This is a genomic window from Paraburkholderia youngii (assembly GCF_013366925.1).
Lineage (GTDB): Bacteria > Pseudomonadota > Gammaproteobacteria > Burkholderiales > Burkholderiaceae > Paraburkholderia > Paraburkholderia youngii.
In genome coordinates, this window is the sequence record NZ_JAALDK010000001.1 from 530,694 (window position 1) to 549,704 (window position 19,011).

At 64.3% G+C, this 19,011-nt stretch carries 19 protein-coding genes; 14 read left to right on the plus strand and 5 right to left on the minus strand.

The genetic code is table 11. The features are described 5' to 3' along the window. The first annotated feature begins 6 nt into the window (after nt 1–6). A complete protein-coding gene (locus tag G5S42_RS02500) occupies nt 7–381 on the plus strand; it encodes a ComEA family DNA-binding protein (RefSeq protein WP_176105388.1) in 375 nt (124 codons plus the stop codon). Between the two features lie 240 nt (nt 382–621). Further along, entirely contained in the window at nt 622–1,524 is a 903-nt protein-coding gene (cysM, locus tag G5S42_RS02505) for a cysteine synthase CysM (RefSeq protein ID WP_176105389.1), read from the plus strand. Nucleotides 1,525–1,635: 111 nt separating this feature from the next. On the opposite strand, the gene mltB is transcribed toward cysM, so the two are convergent. After that, nucleotides 1,636–2,814 (minus strand): lytic murein transglycosylase B, encoded by a 1,179-nt coding sequence (gene mltB / locus G5S42_RS02510; RefSeq protein WP_176105390.1) that lies wholly within the window; start codon nt 2,812–2,814, stop codon nt 1,636–1,638. A gap of 334 nt (nt 2,815–3,148) precedes the next feature. Between mltB and G5S42_RS02515 the strand changes: the two genes are divergently transcribed. Next, complete coding sequence (locus G5S42_RS02515) at nt 3,149–4,072, plus strand: histone deacetylase family protein (RefSeq protein WP_176105391.1); 924 nt, start codon at nt 3,149–3,151, stop codon at nt 4,070–4,072. Nucleotides 4,073–4,075: 3 nt separating this feature from the next. Further along, the gene (locus G5S42_RS02520) at nt 4,076–4,885 is read left to right on the plus strand and encodes an enoyl-CoA hydratase (RefSeq protein WP_176105392.1); all 810 of its coding nucleotides are present in this window, start codon (nt 4,076–4,078) and stop codon (nt 4,883–4,885) included. A 27-nt stretch (nt 4,886–4,912) separates the two neighbouring features. Here G5S42_RS02520 and G5S42_RS02525 read toward each other — a convergent pair whose 3' ends face one another. Then, nucleotides 4,913–5,818, minus strand: a complete 906-nt coding sequence (locus G5S42_RS02525) for an alpha/beta hydrolase (protein ID WP_176105393.1) — start codon at nt 5,816–5,818, stop codon at nt 4,913–4,915. Between the two features lie 239 nt (nt 5,819–6,057). Here G5S42_RS02525 and G5S42_RS02530 point away from each other — a divergent pair, with 239 nt between their 5' ends. The 6 genes from G5S42_RS02530 to G5S42_RS02555 all read left to right on the plus strand — a co-directional run bounded on the left by G5S42_RS02530 (nt 6,058) and on the right by G5S42_RS02555 (nt 12,414). After that, nucleotides 6,058–7,092: a methionine ABC transporter ATP-binding protein gene (locus G5S42_RS02530; RefSeq protein WP_176105394.1), complete on the plus strand. Its 1,035-nt coding sequence runs from the start codon at nt 6,058–6,060 to the stop codon at nt 7,090–7,092. Continuing rightward, the gene (locus tag G5S42_RS02535) at nt 7,082–7,735 is read left to right on the plus strand and encodes a methionine ABC transporter permease (RefSeq protein ID WP_176105395.1); all 654 of its coding nucleotides are present in this window, start codon (nt 7,082–7,084) and stop codon (nt 7,733–7,735) included. Before G5S42_RS02530 ends, G5S42_RS02535 begins: the two co-directional genes overlap by 11 nt. A 48-nt stretch (nt 7,736–7,783) precedes the next feature. Then, nucleotides 7,784–8,581: a MetQ/NlpA family ABC transporter substrate-binding protein gene (locus tag G5S42_RS02540; RefSeq protein ID WP_176105396.1), complete on the plus strand. Its 798-nt coding sequence runs from the start codon at nt 7,784–7,786 to the stop codon at nt 8,579–8,581. Between the two features lie 236 nt (nt 8,582–8,817). Further along, nucleotides 8,818–9,567 (plus strand): electron transfer flavoprotein subunit beta/FixA family protein, encoded by a 750-nt coding sequence (locus G5S42_RS02545; protein WP_176105397.1) that lies wholly within the window; start codon nt 8,818–8,820, stop codon nt 9,565–9,567. A 22-nt stretch (nt 9,568–9,589) separates the two neighbouring features. Then, nucleotides 9,590–10,525 carry an electron transfer flavoprotein subunit alpha/FixB family protein gene (locus G5S42_RS02550; protein WP_176110275.1) on the plus strand — a complete coding sequence of 312 codons (936 nt, stop codon included), beginning with the start codon at nt 9,590–9,592 and terminating at the stop codon, nt 10,523–10,525. A gap of 98 nt (nt 10,526–10,623) precedes the next feature. Continuing rightward, nucleotides 10,624–12,414: an acyl-CoA dehydrogenase gene (locus G5S42_RS02555; RefSeq protein ID WP_176105398.1), complete on the plus strand. Its 1,791-nt coding sequence runs from the start codon at nt 10,624–10,626 to the stop codon at nt 12,412–12,414. Between the two features lie 140 nt (nt 12,415–12,554). Here G5S42_RS02555 and G5S42_RS02560 read toward each other — a convergent pair whose 3' ends face one another. After that, entirely contained in the window at nt 12,555–13,841 is a 1,287-nt protein-coding gene (locus G5S42_RS02560; RefSeq protein WP_176105399.1) for a D-amino acid dehydrogenase, read from the minus strand. 180 nt (nt 13,842–14,021) lie between these two features. On the opposite strand from G5S42_RS02560, the gene G5S42_RS02565 reads away from it, so the two are divergent. Further along, nucleotides 14,022–14,510: an Lrp/AsnC ligand binding domain-containing protein gene (locus G5S42_RS02565; protein WP_013090122.1), complete on the plus strand. Its 489-nt coding sequence runs from the start codon at nt 14,022–14,024 to the stop codon at nt 14,508–14,510. A gap of 146 nt (nt 14,511–14,656) precedes the next feature. Then, nucleotides 14,657–15,808, plus strand: a complete 1,152-nt coding sequence (locus tag G5S42_RS02570; RefSeq protein ID WP_176105400.1) for a PA0069 family radical SAM protein — start codon at nt 14,657–14,659, stop codon at nt 15,806–15,808. A 34-nt stretch (nt 15,809–15,842) separates the two neighbouring features. Here the strand turns inward: G5S42_RS02570 and G5S42_RS02575 are convergent, their stop codons facing one another. Then, entirely contained in the window at nt 15,843–16,310 is a 468-nt protein-coding gene (locus G5S42_RS02575) for an NINE protein (protein ID WP_176105401.1), read from the minus strand. A gap of 197 nt (nt 16,311–16,507) precedes the next feature. After that, on the minus strand, nt 16,508–17,602 hold the full coding sequence (locus G5S42_RS02580; RefSeq protein WP_446686553.1) for a PQQ-dependent sugar dehydrogenase: 1,095 nt from the start codon (nt 17,600–17,602) through the stop codon (nt 16,508–16,510). A gap of 261 nt (nt 17,603–17,863) precedes the next feature. Here G5S42_RS02580 and rpsP point away from each other — a divergent pair, with 261 nt between their 5' ends. Together rpsP and rimM are read left to right on the plus strand one after the other, a co-directional pair. Then, nucleotides 17,864–18,118 (plus strand): 30S ribosomal protein S16, encoded by a 255-nt coding sequence (rpsP, locus tag G5S42_RS02585; protein ID WP_013090118.1) that lies wholly within the window; start codon nt 17,864–17,866, stop codon nt 18,116–18,118. A gap of 134 nt (nt 18,119–18,252) precedes the next feature. Then, nucleotides 18,253–18,987 carry a ribosome maturation factor RimM gene (gene rimM, locus G5S42_RS02590; protein WP_176105403.1) on the plus strand — a complete coding sequence of 245 codons (735 nt, stop codon included), beginning with the start codon at nt 18,253–18,255 and terminating at the stop codon, nt 18,985–18,987. Nucleotides 18,988–19,011 lie beyond the last annotated feature (24 nt).

Sequence of the window (19,011 nt, forward strand, 5' to 3'; positions counted from 1 at the left end):
TCCAATATGTTTCGAAAAGTACTGGTTACCGCGGCGATGCTCGCCGCTTTCGGCCACGCGTATGCGGCGGTCGACGTCAATACGGCTAACGAGGACGCGCTGCGCGGCATCAAGGGCATCGGTCCGGCAAAAGCCAAAGCGATCGTCGACGAACGCAATGCGCACGGCCCGTTCAAGGACGCGGCCGATCTCGGCAAGCGCGTCAAGGGCATGGGCGGCCACACCATCGAGCGCCTGCAGGCGGAGGGTCTCGCTGTCGGACCGGCTGGCGCGGCTGCTAGCACGCAGGTTGCGGCAGCTGCAGCGGGCAAGGAGCCGGCCGCTGCGGCCGCGCCCGCCGCCACGCAGAAGGGCGCCGCCGCAGTGGCGGTGAAGAAGTAAGCGGCCGCGAGCCTTGCGCATGCCATGCTTTGACTCGCGGCTTGCGGCGCGCAAGGTCCGCGAACATCCCATTGCTTCGATTTGCACACACCACTTCCCGCGGCTCGCAGCCGCGGGCTTTTTGCGCCGCAAGCGGCATGCATCCATGCGGACAGAAGGGCTGCAGGCCAGCGCCGGAGTTCGTGGTTTAGAATCGATGGATTGAAGACACTCTTTCGCGCATCGATCGCTAGACCCCATATGGCATACAAAACGATTGAAGACACGGTCGGCAACACGCCGCTCGTACAACTCGTCCGGCTTCCCGACGACGAGATCCGCAGCCGCAACAATGTGATCCTCGCGAAGCTCGAGGGCAACAACCCGGCGGGGTCGGTGAAGGACCGTCCGGCATTGTCGATGATCAAGAAGGCCGAAGCGCGCGGGCGCATCAAACCGGGCGACACGCTGATCGAGTCGACCAGCGGCAATACCGGCATCGCGCTCGCAATGGCCGCGGCGGTCCGCGGCTACAGGATGGTACTGATCATGCCGGAAGATCTGTCGGTCGAGCGCCGTCAGAGCATGGCCGCCTATGGCGCGGAAATCATTCTGACGCCGGTCAAAGGCGGCATGGAGTACGCGCGCGATCTCGCCGAGCAGATGCAGCGCGAAGGCAAGGGCATCATCCTCGATCAGTTCGCGAACCCGGACAATCCGGCTTCGCACATCGAAGGCACGGGCCCGGAAATCTGGCGCGACACGGAAGGGCGCATCACGCACTTCGTATCGTCGATGGGCACGACCGGCACGATCATGGGCGTGTCCACGTATCTGAAAACGCAGAACCAGCAGATCGAAATTATCGGCGCGCAGCCGGAAGAGGGCTCGCGTATTCCGGGTATTCGCAAGTGGCCGGAAGCGTATCTGCCGAAAATTTTCGACCGTAGCCGCGTTGACCGTGTGGAGAACGTCAGCCAATCCGCGGCCGAGGCGATGGCGCGCCGGCTGGCGTCGGTCGAAGGCATCTTCGCGGGAATTTCGTCGGGCGGTGCGTGCGAAGTCGCGCTGCGCATCGCGCGTCAGGTCGAGAATGCGACGATCGTGTTCATCGTCTGCGACCGCGGCGACCGTTATCTGTCCACGGGAGTATTTCCCGCGTAAGCGGGTCGCCGGGCGCCTTCGCGGGCGCACGAGCCAATGAAAAGCGCCGGTCGAGCCGGCGCTTTTTTACGTCCTTCAACGCGAGGCGCGCATGGCGACTCGCGGGGCGACTCACTGCGAATTTGAGTTCGACTGATCTGTCTGACCTTGCGACGCGCCGCCGTTGTTGACCGCCTTCGCGGCATTCGCAGTGTCGATTGCTTCCATCTGGGCCTTGACCTTCTGACCGAGTTGATACACCGCAAGCGCATAGAAGAAGCTGCGGTTGTAGCGGGTCAGCACGTAGAAGTTCTTCAGGCCGAGCACGAACTCGGTGCCCCGTCCCGGGGTCGGCAGATCGACCACCGTGACCGGCGTGCCCGCTTCGGAAGCAATGTCGAGGTTCGGCTCGTTCAGCACGAGACCGGCGCGCAGCAACTGGTCGAGCGGCCAGTGCGGCTCCGGCTGGCCAGTGGCCGCCGCCTGCGCGACACCGAGGCTGCCCGCGTCCGAGCCGATTCGCCATACCACCGGCCGGCCGCTTTCCCAGCCATTCTGGCGCAGATAATTCGCGACGCTGCCGATCGCGTCGGCATCGCTCGTGCGCAGATCGATGTGCTTGTTGCCCTCGTAGTCGACCGCGTACTGGACGATGCTGCTCGGCAGGAACTGCGGAATGCCGATCGCGCCCGTGTACGAGCCGAGCACCGTGTTCGGGTCGATCTGCGCGTCGCGCGTCCACACCAGGTAGTCTTCGAGATTCTTGCGGAAGGTCGCTTGGCGGTCCGCGCGATTCGCGGTGTTCGGATAATCGAAGCTCAGCGTGGTCAGCGCATCGAGCACGCGGAAATTACCCATGTAGCGACCGTAGATCGTCTCGACGCCGATAATGCCGACGACCATCTCCGGCGGCACGCCGAACTCCTGATACGCGCGCTGCAGCGTGGCCCGGTTCTCGCGCCAGAACTGCACGCCGGCATTGACGCGCACCGGGTCGAGGAAGCGCGCCTGATACGAGCGCCAGTTCTTGACCGACGGCGTCGGCGACGGCGTGACCAGCTTCACCGCGGTCGCCGAGTAGCTGACGCCGGCGAACAGCGCGTGCAGCGACGCTTCGTCGAAATCGTAGCGCGCGACCATCTCGTTGATGAACGCATCGACGTTCGCGTTGTTCGCATAGCGCTGCGGAATGATCTCTTCCTCAAACGTTTGCCCTTGCGGTACCGGCTGTTGCGGCTGGCTCTGCGCGAGCTGCACCGATGCTTTGCGCGTGGCGCTTTGTGCGTTCGCGGGACTTGCCGCGATGAACATGCACGATGCGACGGTCAGTGAGGCGGCGAGGTTGTTGAGGCGAAGCCGGTTGCATGGGGATCCTGCGGACAGAGCAAGCTTGACGGTCATGGTGAGCAGTGAGCGCGATGCGTGAAAGGCTGGAAGCAGTCGGAAAGCGGCAGGAACGAAACGGCGAATAACGGGTCGGGGAAGTATACCCGACGGCTTCCGCAAAACCGTGCTGAATCGGCGACAGCGGTGTCGTGTGGTAACTTGACGAATGTAGGCGCGCGGGGGCGCGCGCCGCTCGACGGAGACACGCCGCGCGCGCAATTGATGCGCCGCGCCGTAGAAGAGACGCACAACACGAACTATGGCAACAGGTTTCTATTCCCATCCCGACTGTCTGCTGCACGACATGGGACAGTGGCATCCCGAGTGCCCCGCGCGCCTGCAGGCGATCGAGGATCAGCTGATCGCGAGCCGCATCGACGCGCTGATCGAGCGCGAGTCGGCGCCGCTCGTCGACGAGGCCGCGCTGCTGCGCGTGCACACGCAGGCGCACGTCGACTACATCCGCGGTCGCTCGCCGCTCGAGGGCGTCGCCGAAATCGATCCCGACACGACGATGAACCCGCACACGTTGCGGGCCGCGTTGCGCGCGGCGGGCGCGGCCGTCGCCGCCACCGACGCGGTGATCGAAGGCCGCTACGACAACGCGTTCTGCAGCGTGCGCCCGCCCGGCCATCACGCGGAGCCGGCGCGCGCGATGGGCTTCTGCTTCTTCAACAACGTCGCGATCGCCGCACGCCACGCGCTCGACGTGCATGGTCTCGCGCGGGTCGCCATCATCGACTTCGACGTGCATCACGGCAACGGTACCGAGGCCGCATTCGCGGGCGACCCGCGCGTGCTGATGTGCAGCATCTTTCAGCACCCGTTCTATCCATTCACGGGCGCCGACAACCAGGCGTCCAACATGTGCAACGTGCCGATGCCGGCGCGCTCGAACGGCATGGCCGTGCGCGAAGCGGTCGATATGCTGTGGTTGCCGCGCCTGCACGAGTTCAGGCCGGAGATGCTGTTCATCTCGGCCGGCTTCGACGCGCATCGTGAGGATGACCTTGGCAACATGGGCCTCGTCGAAGACGATTACGCGTGGATTACCGACCAGGTGCGCGAGATCGCGCGGCGCTACGCGCGCGGGCGCATCGTCAGTTGTCTCGAGGGCGGCTACAACCTGTCGGCGCTCGGGCGCAGCGTGGTCGCGCACGTGCGCTCGCTCGCGGAGATCTGAGCCATGAACGTCAACCCCGTCAATACCGGCGACGCGTCGCTGGTCACGATCGAACCCGACGCGTATCGTGTACCGGGCGTCGTGCGCGTAACGATGAACCGGCCCGATGCGTTCAACGCGCTGTCCGAAGCGCTGCTCGACGAACTTCAGCGGACGCTGACCGACATCGCGAAGACCGATGCCCGCGTGGTCGTGATCGCCGGCGCGGGCCGCGCGTTCTGCGCCGGGCACGACCTGAAGAAAATGCGCGCGGCGCCGTCGCTCGCGTACTACCAGCAGCTGTTCGCGCGCTGCACGAAGCTGATGCTGACGATCCAGCGCCTGCCGCAGCCGGTGATCGCGCGCGTGCACGGCATCGCGACCGCGGCCGGCTGCCAGCTCGTCGCCATGTGCGATCTCGCGGTCGCCGCCGAGACCGCGCGCTTCGCCGTATCGGGCGTGAACCTCGGGTTGTTCTGCGCGACCCCGTCGGTGCCGCTGTCGCGCAATCTGTCGCGCAAGGCCGCGCTCGAAATGCTGCTGACCGGCGATTTCATCGACGCCGCCGAAGCCCGCAAGCAGGGGCTCGTGAACCGCGTCGCCCCAGCCGATGCGCTCGACGACGAAGTCGCGCGGCTCGCCGCGAGCATCTGCGCGAAGCCGGTCGAAGCGGTCAGCGCAGGCAAGGGCCTGTTCTACCGGCAGCTCGAAATGGGCATCGAGGCCGCGTACCAGCTCGCCGGGCAGACGATGGCCTGCAACATGATGGACGACTCGGCGCTCGAAGGCGTGCAGGCTTTCATCGACAAACGCGCGCCGGAGTGGAAGCGCTAGCCGACGGCTACCACGCGCCGCATCTTCTCAACTCCGTCCCACCGACCGTCTTTCAATCCAATCGACCAACCCCGCGATCACCCGATCGCGGTCGAGGTCGTTCATCGTCTCGTGATAGCTGCCCTCGTGCAGCGTGAGCGTCTTGTCAGGCGAACCCGCGTGCTCGCCGAACGCGCGGCTGCCGTCGGGCTCGGTCAGTTTGTCGTCGGTGCCGTGAAACACGAGCAGCGGCATGCGCAGCCCCGCGCGGCCACGTTCGATGCGCGCCATCGCCAGCAACAACTCGGCGCCCGTGCGCGCCGGAATCGCGTCGTGATGCACGAGCGGATCGTTGAGGTTGGCTTTGACGACCGGCTGAAGGCGCGACAGCAGCGCGGGGTCGATCTTCATCGCCGGGAAGCCCGGATAGACGCGGCTGATCACCTGGCTCAGCGCGAGCATCCACTTCGGCACGTCGCGCCCCGGCGCAAGCGCGGGGCTCGACAGGATCAGACCACTCAAGCGCCTCCCGCTGGCGTCGAGGCGTTCGATCGCGTACAGCGCGGCCACCGCGCCACCCACGCTGTGGCCCATCAGGAAGAGCGGCGCGCAGCTTTGCGCGGCGGCGTCGAGCAGCGCCTGCGCATCGAGCAGGTAGTCGTCGAAGCGCTTCACATAGGCGCGCCTGCCGGGCGCGTGGCCGTGGCCGCGCAGATCGACCGCGACGAGTTCGATGCCCGCCGCGTTGAACCGGTCCGCCACGGCCGCGTAACGGCCGGCGTGCTCGGCGAGGCCGTGCAGCAGCGCGACCGTCGCGCGTATCGGCCCGTTCGGCTGCCAGCGATACAGCGGCAACTCGATGCCGTCGGCGGTCGTGACCGACGCGCGCTGCGGCGCGTCTTTATTAAGACTGCCGGCGCTCGCGCGCACCGTGTGGCTCGGGGAAGTTTGCATGGCGGTAGGCTGTGCGGAAGGGGGTGGTCCGATCATAGTCGGAGCGGCGCGATGCACGAGAGGTTTGTATGTAACGCGCGGCTCTAATGCCCTTTGGTTATGAAAAGATCGGAATTGATTATTAAAGGGTATGTCGGCGCTGCGGTAGAATGGCGACCTTAAATCCCAAATAAAAGAAACGGCGGCCGCTTGTCGGGAGCACGACGCTCGCCGGCAGCCTCCGCCGTTTTCGTTTGTCCATGATCGAAATACGCAATGTTTCCCAGCGGTTCGCCGGACCCCGGGGCTGGGTCGAGGCGCTGCACAACGTCAATCTGACGATTCCGGCGGGCGAGGTGTTCGGCATCATCGGCCGCAGCGGCGCGGGCAAGAGCACGCTCGTGCGCACGATCAACCTGCTGACCCGCCCATCCGAGGGCAACATCCTCGTCAACGGCCGCGATCTGACGACGCTGCCCGCCGCGCAACTGCGCGACGCGCGTCGCGAGATCGGCATGATCTTCCAGCACTTCAATCTGTTGTCGTCGCGCACCGTGTACGAGAACGTCGCGCTGCCGCTCGAACTGGCCGGCATGAAGCGCGACGAAATCGAGGCGAACGTGCTGCCGCTGCTCGAACTGGTCGGACTGTCGGCGCAGAAGGACCGCTATCCGGCGCAGATCAGCGGCGGGCAGAAGCAGCGTGTGGGTATCGCTCGCGCGCTCGCGAGCAAGCCGAAGGTGCTGCTGTCGGACGAGGCGACCTCGGCGCTCGACCCCGAGACCACGCGCGCCATTCTTGATCTGCTGAAGCGCATCAACCGCGAACTGAACCTGACGGTCGTGCTGATCACGCACCAGATGGACGTGATCAAGCAGGTCTGCGATCGCGTCGCGGTGCTTGACGCTGGCCGCGTCGTCGAACAAGGCAAGGTGATCGACGTGTTCCTGCAGCCGCACCACGAAGTCACGCGCGCGCTGATCGGCGACGTGATCGCGCAGGAACTGCCGCCCGCCATGAAGGCGCGTGTCGCGCAGCGCCTGAAGACCGGCAGCGGCCATCTGCTGCGCCTCGCGTTCACCGGTTCGGGCGTGGATCAGCCGATCCTGTCGGAGACGATTCGTCGCTACGAGCTCGACTTCAATATCCTGCACGGCCAGATCGACGAGATCCAGGGGCAGACGTTCGGCTCGCTCGCGGTTCTGGCGGGCGGCGATCCGGCCAAGGTCGCGCAGGCGATCACGTTTCTGCGCGAGCAGGGTGTCGTAGTGGAGGAGCTCTCGCATGTTGAGTGAAATGTTCGATATGTTCGTCCAGTCGTTCTGGGAGACGCTGATCATGGTCGGCATCTCCGGACTGATTGGCGCCGTGGTTGGCGTGCCGCTCGGCGTGCTGCTGTATCTGACCGACCGCCAGGGCGTGCTCGAAAACGTCGCGGTGAATCGCGTGATGGGCGTGATCGTCAATGCGGTGCGCTCGACGCCGTTCATCATCCTGCTGGTCGCGGTGATTCCGTTTACGCGGCTCGCCGTCGGGTCGTCGATCGGCACCGCGGCGGCCATCGTGCCGCTGACGATCGCCGCCGCGCCGTTCATCGCGCGCCTCGTCGAAACGGCGCTGCGCGAAGTCGACCGCGGGCTCATCGAGGCCGCTCAGGCGATGGGCGCGACCACCAGCCAGATCGTCTTCAAGGTGCTGTTGCCGGAATCGCTGCCGGGCGTAGTCGCCGGGTTGACGATCACGTTCGTGTCGTTGGTGGGCTATTCGGCGATGGCGGGCGCGATCGGCGGCGGTGGCCTTGGCGACCTCGGCATCCGCTACGGCTATCAGCGCTTCCTGCCGGAAGTGATGCTCGCGGTCGTGCTGATCCTGATCGTGTTCGTGCAACTGGTGCAGTCGTTTGGGGATTGGCTCGTGCGTCGTTTGAGCCATAAGTAAACAAGGGCGTTCGGAAGCCCGCTCATAGAGATTCGGAAAAGGTCCATCATGCAACGTCGCCTCATTCTCAAGTTGGCCGCCGCGCTCGGCGCGGCAACGCTGTTCGCCACCACCGCGGCGCATGCCGAAGACACGATCAAGGTCGGCGTCACCGGCGGCCCGCACGCGCAGATCATGGACGTCGTGAAGACGGTCGCCGCGAAGAACGGCCTCACCATCAAGATCGTCGAATTCTCCGATTACGTGCAGCCGAACGCGGCGCTCGCGAGCGGCGATCTGGACGCGAACAGCTACCAGCACGACCCGTACTTGCAGGCGCAGGTGAAGGACCGTGGCTACAAGCTGATCCGTGTCGCCGATACGGTCACGTACCCGATGGGCATCTACTCTAAGAAAGTGAAGTCGCTCGCCGAACTGCAGCCGGGCGCGAAGATCGCCGTGCCGAACGATCCGACCAACGGCGGCCGCGCGCTTCTGCTGCTGCAGAAGCAGGGCTTGCTGAAGCTGCGCGCCGATGCCGGCCTGAAGGCGACGCCGCTCGACATCGTCGACAATCCGAAGAAGCTGAAGATCGTCGAGCTCGACGCGGCGCAGATTCCGCGTTCGCTGGGCGACGTCGATGCCGCCGCGATCAACACCAACTTCGCGATGGAAGCGGGCTTGAAGCCGAAGCAGGACGCCATCGCGATCGAGGACCCGAAGGGTCCGTACGTGAACGTGATCGCGATTCGCGAAGCGGACAAGAACAAGCCGTGGGTCGCGAAGCTCGTCGCGGCGTACCACTCGCCGGAAGTGAAGCAGTTCGTCGACAGCAAATTCGGCGGCTCGGTGATCACCTCCTGGTGATGCAATGATCCACGAACCAGGCAGAACACGACGGCAATGGGAAATTAGAGGTCGGAGTCGGAACCCGGGGTTGTTTCCCGGGTTTTTTAGAGATTAAAATAGAACGATCGTTCGATATTGCCGTCACGCCGCGGAGGAGCGATATCCTTCCGCAAAGCGCTCGCGACACGGCTGCCATGAGGGCAGTCGCTATAATGTCTGTCGGGTTGACGTATTCGTAACTTTGGAGCGTGTGCATGAAAATTCTGGTGCCAGTGAAAAGAGTGGTCGACTACAACGTGAAGGTCCGCGTGAAATCGGACGGTACGGGCGTCGATATTGCGAACGTGAAAATGTCGATGAATCCGTTCGACGAAATCGCGGTTGAAGAAGCCGTGCGTCTGAAGGAAGCGGGCGTCGCGACCGAAGTGATCGCCGTGTCGGCCGGTGTGACGCAGTCGCAGGAAACGCTGCGCACCGCGCTCGCGATCGGTGCGGATCGCGCGATCCTGATCGAATCGAACGAAGACCTGCAGCCGCTGGCGGTCGCGAAGCTGCTCAAGGCGCTGGTCGACAAGGAGCAGCCTTCGCTCGTCATTCTGGGCAAGCAGGCGATCGACGACGACTCCAACCAGACCGGCCAGATGCTCGCCGCGCTCGCGAACCTGCCGCAGGCGACGTTCGCGTCGAAGGTGGTCGTGGCGGATGGCAAGGCAACGGTGTCTCGTGAAGTGGATGGCGGCGCGGAAACGCTGTCGCTGACGCTGCCGGCCGTGGTCACGACCGATCTGCGCCTGAACGAGCCGCGCTACGTGACGCTGCCGAACATCATGAAGGCCAAGAAAAAGCCGCTGGAAACGATGAAGCCCGAAGACCTCGGCGTCGATGTCACGCCGCGTCTGAAGACGCTGAAGGTCGCCGAGCCTCCGAAGCGCTCCGCCGGTGTGAAAGTGCCGGACGTGAAGACGCTGGTCGAGAAGCTGAAGACCGAAGCCAAGGTGCTGTGAGGAGACGCAAGAAATGACGAATCTGGTTAATCTGGTAGTAGCAGAACACGACGGTGCGTCGATCAAGGCCGCGACGCTGAATACGATCGCAGCGGCACAGAAGATCGGCGGTGAGATTCACGTGCTGGTCGCGGGTCACAATGCGCAAGCCGCGGCCGATGCCGCAGCGAAGATCGCCGGCGTCGCCAAGGTACTGCTCGCCGACGCGCCGCAACTCGAAGCGGGTCTCGCGGAAAACGTCGAAGCGACGGTGATCACCATCGCGAAGAACTACACCCACATCCTCGCGCCGGCCACCGCCTACGGCAAGAACGTCGCACCGCGCATCGCCGCAAAGCTCGACGTCGCGCAGATCAGCGACATCACCGCGGTGGACAGCGCCGACACGTTCGAGCGTCCGATCTACGCGGGCAACGCCATTGCGATCGTGCAATCGGCTGATCCGATCAAGGTCATCACCGTGCGCTCGACCGGTTTCGACGCCGTTGCAGCCGAAGGCGGCAGCGCAGCGGTCGAAAAGATCGAAGCCGCAGCCGACGCAGGCATCTCGCAATTCGTGAGCCGCGAAGTGACGAAGCTCGATCGTCCGGAACTGACGAGCGCGAAGATCATCGTGTCCGGTGGCCGGGGTCTGGGCAACGGCGAGAACTACACGAAGGTGCTCGAGCCGTTGGCCGATAAGCTCGGCGCGGCACTGGGCGCATCGCGCGCAGCGGTCGACGCGGGCTTCGTGCCGAACGACTATCAGGTCGGCCAGACCGGCAAGATCGTCGCGCCGCAACTGTATGTCGCGGTCGGCATCTCGGGTGCGATCCAGCACCTCGCGGGCATGAAGGACAGTAAGGTCATCGTCGCGATCAACAAGGACGAAGAAGCGCCGATCTTCAGCGTGGCCGACTACGGCCTCGTCGGCGATCTGTTCACCATTGTGCCGGAACTCGTGAAGGAACTCGGCTAAGCGCCGCGGCGGCTGAAACAGGCCGCCGAGAATAAGCGAAGGGCGCTGGACCGACCAAGTCCCGCGCCCTTTTTTCATATCAAGGGAGGAGAACCGAAATGAGCTATACGGCGCCCATCAAGGACATGCTGTTCGTGATGAAAGAACTGGCCGGACTCGAAGACATCGCGAAGCTGCCCGGCTTCGAAGACGCGAACCTCGATACGGCGCAGGCCGTGCTCGACGAGTCGGCGAAACTGTGCGGCGAAGTGCTCGCGCCGCTGAACGTCGACGGCGATCGCAACCCGAGCAGCTGGAAGGATGGGGTCGTCAGCGCGACGCCCGGTTTCAGGGACGCGTTCCGCCAGTTCGCCGAGGGCGGCTGGCAGGGTGTGCAGCACCCGCTCGACTACGAAGGACAGGGGTTGCCGAAGCTGATCGGGACGCCATGCGTCGAAATGCTCAACGCGTCGAATCTGTCGTTCGCGTTGTGTCCTTTGCTCACCGACGGCGCGATCGAAGCACTACTGACCGCCGGCAGCGAAGCGCAGAAAAAGACCTTCGTGCCGAAGCTGATTTCAGGCGAATGGACCGGCACGATGAACCTGACCGAGCCGCAGGCGGGCTCCGATCTCGCGCTGGTGCGCACGCGCGCCGAGCCGCAGGCCGACGGTTCGTTCAAGCTGTTCGGCACGAAGATTTTCATTACCTGGGGCGAGCACGACATGGCGAAGAACATCGTCCATCTCGTCCTTGCGCGCACGCCTAACGCGCCCGATGGTGTGAAGGGCATTTCGCTGTTCCTCGTGCCGAAGTTCCTCGTCAACGAAGACGGCTCGCTCGGCGAGCGCAACGACGTGCATTGCGTGTCGATCGAACACAAGCTCGGCATCAAGGCGAGCCCGACCGCGGTGCTGCAGTTCGGCGATCACGGCGGCGCGATCGGTCAGTTGATCGGCGAAGAGAATCGCGGCCTCGAATACATGTTCATCATGATGAATGCCGCGCGTTTCGCGGTCGGCATGCAAGGCGTCGCGATTTCGGATCGCGCGTATCAGAAAGCGGTCGCGTATGCGAAGGAGCGCGTGCAGAGCCGTCCCGTGGATGGCTCCGCGAAGCAGTCGGTCGCGATCATCCAGCACCCGGACGTGCGCCGCATGCTGTCGACGATGCGCTGCCTCACCGAGGCGTCGCGCGCGCTCGCGTACGTCGCGGCCTCGCACTGCGATATCGCGCATCGTCATCCTGACGACGCGACGCGTGCCAAGCATCAGGCGATCTACGAATACCTGGTGCCGATCGTGAAGGGCTGGAGCACGGAATTGTCAATCGACGTGACGAGCCTCGGCGTGCAGGTGCATGGCGGCATGGGCTTCATCGAGGAAACCGGCGCCGCGCAGTACTACCGTGACGCGCGCATTCTGCCGATCTACGAAGGCACGACCGCGATCCAGGCCAACGACCTGATTGGTCGCAAGACGCTGCGCGACGGCGGCAAGGTCGCGAAGGAACTGCTTGCTGGTATCGCCGAAACGGTCGAAGCGCTCGGCGCGCAGCAGGGCGCGGCGTTCGCGTCGATGCGGACGCAACTCGCTGAGGGTCAGCGGGCGCTTGGCGCGGTCGTCGATTTCGTCGTCGCGAATGCGAAGGGCGATCCAAATGCGGTGTTCGCGGGCAGCGTGCCCTATCTGAAGCTCGCGGGCATCGTGTTGGGCGGCTGGCAGATGGCGCGTGCGCAGCTTGCCGCGGCGGCGAGGCGCGACGAGAATCCCGCGTTTTATGACGCGAAGATTGCGACCGCGCGGTTTTACGCCGAGCATGTGCTGCCACAGGCGGCGGCGCTCGAAGTGGCGATCGTCAGCGCTAAGGGTGGCGAGGGCGTGCTGGCTTTGTCGGAAGATCAGTTCTGAGCATGCGTTGATGCCTGTCGCGATTGCGGCGGCACATTGAAAAGCAAACGGCGCCTCGCGAGGCGCCGTTTGTTTTTGCCGCTGCTGTTGGTTGCCGCGTGCGCTTGCGGCCAGGGCCGCGTCAGCGCACGCACTCGAACTCACGCATACGCCGGCCGATGTTCGCCCGCGGTCTCGCCGAGATAGCGATGCACCGACAGATCGTCCGCGCGGATCGCCGGTTGCTTGCCCGACATCAGGTCGGCGAGCAGTTGGCCTGAGCCGCACGACATCGTCCAGCCGAGCGTGCCGTGGCCGGTGTTCAGGAACAGGTTCGGCACCGGCGTGCGGCCGACGATCGGCGTGCTGTCCGGCGTCATCGGTCGCAGACCGGTCCAGAACGTCGCCTTCGACGTGTCGCCGCCGCCGGGGAACAGGTCGTTCACCGAAAGCTCGAGCGTCTTGCGGCGCGCCTCGCGCAGCGATTTGTCGAAGCCGACGACCTCAGCCATGCCGCCGACGCGAATCCGGTCATCGAAGCGCGTGATCGCGATCTTGTAGGTCTCGTCGAGCACGGTCGACACCGGCGCGGCAGCCGCGTCGACGATCGGCGCGGTGATCGAATAGCCCTTCAGCGGATAGACCGGAATCTTCACGATGCCGTCGAGGAAGCGCGTCGAGTACGAGCCGAGCGCGACCACGAACGAGTCCGCGCGCACCAGTTCGCCGCCGCACTGCACGCCGGCGATGCGGCCGCCTGCCATCGCGAGCGCGTCGATCGGCGTGTTGTAGCGGAACTTGACGCCCAGTTGCTCGGCGAGTGCCGCGAGGCGCGTCGTGAACATCTGGCAGTCGCCCGTTTCGTCGCCTGGCAGGCGCAGGCCGCCGGTGAGCTTGTGCGACACCGCGGCGAGCGCCGGTTCGGCCTTGCCGAGTTGGTCGGCGCTCAGCAACTCGTACGGCACGTTGGCTTCCTGCAGCACGGCGATGTCTTTCGCGGCGCCGTCGAACTGCTGCTGCGTGCGAAATACCTGCAGCGTGCCACCGGTGCGGCCTTCGTACTGGATGCCGGTGTCGGCTCGCAGCGCCTGCAGGCAGTCGCGGCTGTATTCGGCGAGCCGCACCATGCGGCCCTTGTTTACCGCATAGCGCGGCGCCGTGCAGTTCTGCAGCATCTGCCACATCCATTGCAGCTGGAACGTAGTGCCGTCGAGGCGGATCGCGAGCGGCGCGTGCTTCTGGAACATCCACTTGACGGCCTTCAGCGGCACGCCCGGCGCGGCCCACGGCGACGCGTAGCCCGGCGAGATCTGGCCCGCGTTGGCAAAGCTGGTTTCGAGCGCCGGGCTGGCCTCGCGATCGATGACGGTCACTTCGTGACCGGCGCGTGCAAGGTAGTACGCGCTCGTTACACCGACGACGCCACTGCCCAAAACGACGACTCGCATAGCTGCTCCAGATGTCCAAAAATTGAGTGAGGGCAAGGCGCGTTTCGCTGGATTCGATCTGCTTCGATTCAACGAGCTGCAACGTGAGGTGAAATGCCGTCTGCCCAGTGTTAACCGCTATACTATTAACAGTGAAGCAGGTTTTGTTATCGTATTTTCATCATTTTCAGCAAAAACACTATGCGTACCCAGCGCCATCCCGTGCGGGCTCTCGATAAGCTCGATCACAAGATCCTGCGGCTGTTGCAGCAGGACGGCCGTATGGCGATGAAAGACCTGGCGGAACGGGTCGGTCTGTCGGTGACACCTTGCATCGAGCGCGTCAAGCGGATGGAGCGCGACGGCGTGATCACCGGCTACTACGCGCGCGTGAATCCGGCAGAACTGGGCGCGGCGCTGCTGGTGTTCGTCGAGATCACGCTCGATCACAAGAGCGGCAACATGTTCGACCAGTTCCGCCGCGAGGTGCAGAAGATCCCCGAGGTGCTCGAGTGCCACCTCGTGTCGGGCGATTTCGACTATCTGATCAAGGCGCGCATCGGCGAAATGGCCGACTACCGCAAGTTGCTCGGCGACATCCTGCTGCAGTTGCCGGGAGCGGTGCAGTCGAAGAGCTATGTGGTGATGGAGGAAATCAAGGAGACGCTGACGATCGCGGTGACCGACTAAAGTGCCTGATCGCTGGCGGGACTGGTCGCGCATCTCGCGGCACACGAAGTGCTCGACAAACGGCGCAAATACTGTATATTTATACAGGTGTTTTGCGCCGTTTTCTTTTGGCGCTTCGTGTTTGTGCTAGCTTTGCGTGGCCCGCCGTGGATGACCCCGACACCCCTGACATTCCCGAATTTCCGATCGCGCCGCCGGCGCCTCGCAAGGGGCGCGGTGCGGTCACGAACCTGCAAGGCCGCTACGAAGTCGACCAGCGCGAGGCCGTCGACGACGGCTGGCAGGCGGCCGACGAAGACTGCGAGCCGAAGCTCCTGCGCACGCAGGTGTTCGAGGAGCGCGCGAAAACCATCCTCACACGCAACGCGTCGCCGGACATTCCGTTCAATGTGTCGCTGAATCCGTATCGCGGTTGCGAGCACGGTTGCATCTATTGCTTCGCGCGGCCCACGCACAGTTACCTGGGGTTGTCGCCGGGGCTCGATTTCGAAAGCCGCATCTACGCGAAGATCAACGCGCCCGAGCTGCTCGAGCGGGAACTGTCGAAGAAATCCTATGTGCCCGAGCCGATCGCGCTCGGCGTCGCGACCGACGCATGGCAGCCGGCCGAACGCGACTTGCGACTTACGCGTCGGGTGATCGAGGTGCTCAGCGAGCGCAATCACCCGTTCGGGGCGATCACCAAATCGTCGCTGATCGAGCGCGATATCGACCTGCTCGCGCCAATGGCGGAGCGCGGGCAATTCATGGCCGCGATCACGATCACCACGCTTGACGCCGACATCGCGCGCACGCTCGAACCGCGCGCGGCCACGCCGTCGCGCCGGCTGCGCACGATCCGTACGCTCAGCGAGGCGGGCATTCCGGTCGGCGTCAGCATCGCGCCGGTTATCCCGTTCGTCACCGAACCGGACATGGAGCGCGTGCTCGAAGCGTGCGCGGAAGCGGGCGCCAGCAACGCGAGCTATATCGTGCTGCGGTTGCCGTGGGAGGTCGCGCCGCTGTTCAAGGATTGGCTGAGCGCACATTTCCCGGATCGTGCCGAGCGCGTGATGAACCGTGTGCACGACATGCGGGGCGGCAAGGATTACGACTCGTCGTTCTCGACCCGCATGAAGGGAGAGGGGTTATGGGCGGATCTGCTCAAGCAGCGCTTTCACAAGGCCGCGCGCCGGTTGGGGCTGAGCGGGCGTGACCGCGGCATTCTCGACATGTCGCACTTCCGCCGGATCGAGTCGCCGCGCGCCGGGCAGGCGAGCGCACCGGCGCGTGACAATCCGCAATTGAGGCTTTTCTAGCGCGCAGGAAGGCCTGCTGGTCCCGCGACGGGTGTTACTGCGAAATCGCTTTGGCCGCTTCGACCTGGCTTTCGAAGTAGGTCTGGAACGCGAGCGCGAGACCGGTCATCAGCAGAAACGCACCGATGAGCAGCGAAAAGATCACGACGAAAATGACCGTCCAGCCCGAGCGGCTTTTGCGTTGCGTGTGGGCGTTGAATTGCGCATCCCATTTCTGATCCGGACGCAGCCCGTAGACGAGCGCGGCCAGAAACGCAGCGAACAGTGAAACCGCACCGATCGACGCAAGCACCCAGCCGAGGATCGACGCGCGCTCGGTCGCGATCAGCAGCATCACGCCGGGAATGCCGATCAGCGTGCCGAGCAGATGCGTCCAGCCGAAGATGTCCCGGATGCCATACAGATAGAAGCGGTGGGCGCCGAGGCTGCCGAACAGGAACGCCAGCGCGGCGGTGAGCGTCTTGGATCTGAAGCGCGGGGAGGTCAAGGCAACGGTGGACATGAACGCGTGGGCAGAGTGACAGGCGGTCGAAAGGAGCGGTGTGCCGCAGGGCGCGGGCCGATGCGCATTCTACGCCTGCGGCGGGCGGGTGATTACGTTGAGGGCGAGCGCCCGCGCTGAAAGCGGGGCGGCGGTACGCGCCGCAACTGGCTGAAGACCAGTGCAGCCGCTCAACCGGACATGCATGCATCCGCGCTCTACGGCGCCGAATACGTGACGCGATAGATCGCGCCGGCGGTATCGTCGCTGATCAGTAGCGAACCGTCCGGCAGCGGCAGCACGTCGGCGGGACGGCCCCACACCGATTCGCCGGGTTGCAGCCAGCCTTCGGCAAAGACTTGCTGGCGTGCGTGGCTGCCGTCAGGGTCGGTGATCACGCGCACCACGCGGTAGCCTACCTTCTTGCTGCGGTTCCACGAGCCGTGCTCGGCGATGAAGATATTGTTGCGGTAGTCGGGCGGAAACATCGGGCCGTCGTAGAAGCGCATGCCAAGCGCCGCCACGTGCGCGCCAAGCTTGACCACGGGCGGCGTGAAGTCGCTGCACGGATGATCCTTGCCGAACTCGGGGTCGGGCGTGTCGCCGCCGTGACAGTACGGAAAGCCGAAGTTCATGCCGACTCGTGACGCGCGGCTGAGCTTGTCGCTCGGAATGTCGTCGCCGAGCAAGTCGCGACCGTTGTCGGTGAACCACAGTTCGTGGGTGATCGGATGCCACGCGAAGCCAACCGAATTTCGGATGCCGCGCGCGACGACCTCGTAGTGGCTACCGTCCGGGTCCATGCGGCCAATCAGCGCAAAGCGGTCCGGATCTCTCTGGCAAATGTTGCACGGCGCGCCTTGCGGCACGTACAGCTTGCCATCCGGGCCGAACGCGATGAATTTCCAGCCGTGATGCGTGTCCGTCGGCAGCTTGTCGGTGACGACGACCGGTTTCGGCGGATCGCTCAGGTGCGAGTCGATCGCATCGAAGCGTACGATTTTCGACACGGCCGACACGTACAGCGCGCCATCGCGCCACGCGACACCGGCGGGCATCTGCAGCCCGGACGCGATCACGTGGCGGCCCGTCACCCGGCCGTTTCGCAGTTCGAGCGCATAGACGTGCCCATCGTTGCTGCCCACATACAGAATGCCCTTGGGCGATAACGTCATCGCGCGTGCGCTCGGCACGTCGTCCGACAACACCTCGATGTGAAAGCCCGGCGGCAGTTTAATTTTCTCGATGGGTAGCGCGGCGTTTGCCGTCAACGCCTGCGCGGTGAGCAACGTGGCCGCCGCCACGCGTAGAATCCGGCTGCGCGGGGTGCGCGAAAGTCCAGCAAAGCGCACGAAAAAAGCAAAAAAGGCGAATGGAAACAGGAGGTTCAGTTGGCGTTGCACACGCGCTCCTTCAGGTAATTCGGGCGTTTGAGCGGGTTCTCGCACCTCTTGTGGAAGGCCGGTGCGTCGCGGTTCCTCAGTTTATCCCGGTAAGTGTTTGTTATGGCGTCGGTTTCCCGCTATAATCGCGTGTTTCAGTCGTTCCGAACCCCGGTTTTCAAGGATTCTAGTATGGTCATCATCCGCTTGGCTCGTGGCGGCTCCAAGAAGCGCCCGTTCTACAACATCGTCGCCACCGACTCGCGCAGCCGCCGTGACGGCCGCTTCATCGAGCGCGTCGGTTTCTACAACCCGGTCGCTACGAAGGGCGAGTCCCTGCGTATCGCTCAGGATCGCCTGACGTACTGGCAAGGTGTTGGCGCGCAGCTGTCGCCGACCGTCGAGCGTCTCGTGAAGGAAGCCCAAAAGGCACAGCCGGCTGCTTGATATGGCAGCCCGCGGGCGTATCGTCGTCGGTTCGGCCGGCGGCTCGCGCAACTCGCGTGAGCAGTCCGATGCGCAATTTGTGTTACTGAAGCAGACGCCAAAGCCGGCTGTGAAGTTGTTGTCGAGGTTATTCGATGTCTGAGCGTGATTCCGGCAGTTCTGGTAGCGTCAAGGCAGCTTCGCGCGCAAAGGCGTCTGGTCAGGCGTCGTTCGGCGCATTCGTCCGCAAGCCGGTCGAACGAACCGACGGCAAGGTGAAAGAGGCGCAGGCCAAGGTAGCAAACGCTGGTTCCGAAGCTGCAGAAATGCGCATCGAAACGGCGGCGAGCTGGCCGGCCGATGCGGTCGAAGTCGGCGCAATCGTCGACGCGTATGGTCTCAAAGGCTGGGTCAAGGTGGCCGCGCATGCGGATGCCGGGCAGGGCGGCGACGCCTTGCTGAGCGCGAAGCGCTGGTGGTTGCTGAAAGGCCAGGAGCGCAAATCGGCGCCGACCTTGCAGGCCAAAACGCATAGCGACAGCGTGGTCGCCCGTCTGGGGGGCATCGCTGACCGCGATGTGGCGCTGGCTTTGCGCGGCTCTCGCGTGTACATCAGCCGTAGCGAATTTCCGGCGCTCGAAGCCGACGAATTCTACTGGGTCGATCTGATCGGCCTGGATGTGGTGAATCTCGCTGGGCTCGGCCTCGGCAAGGTCGCCAGCATGATCGACAACGGCGCGCAGTCGGTGCTGCGCATCGAATACCCGGCTACCGATAAAAGCGGCAAGCCGATCGCAGGCGAGCGTTTGATTCCGTTCGTCGGCGTCTTTGTCAAAACGGTGGACCAGACGGCCAAGCAGATCGTCGTCGACTGGGAAGCTGACTATTGAAATCTATCGTTGAGTGGGGAGAGC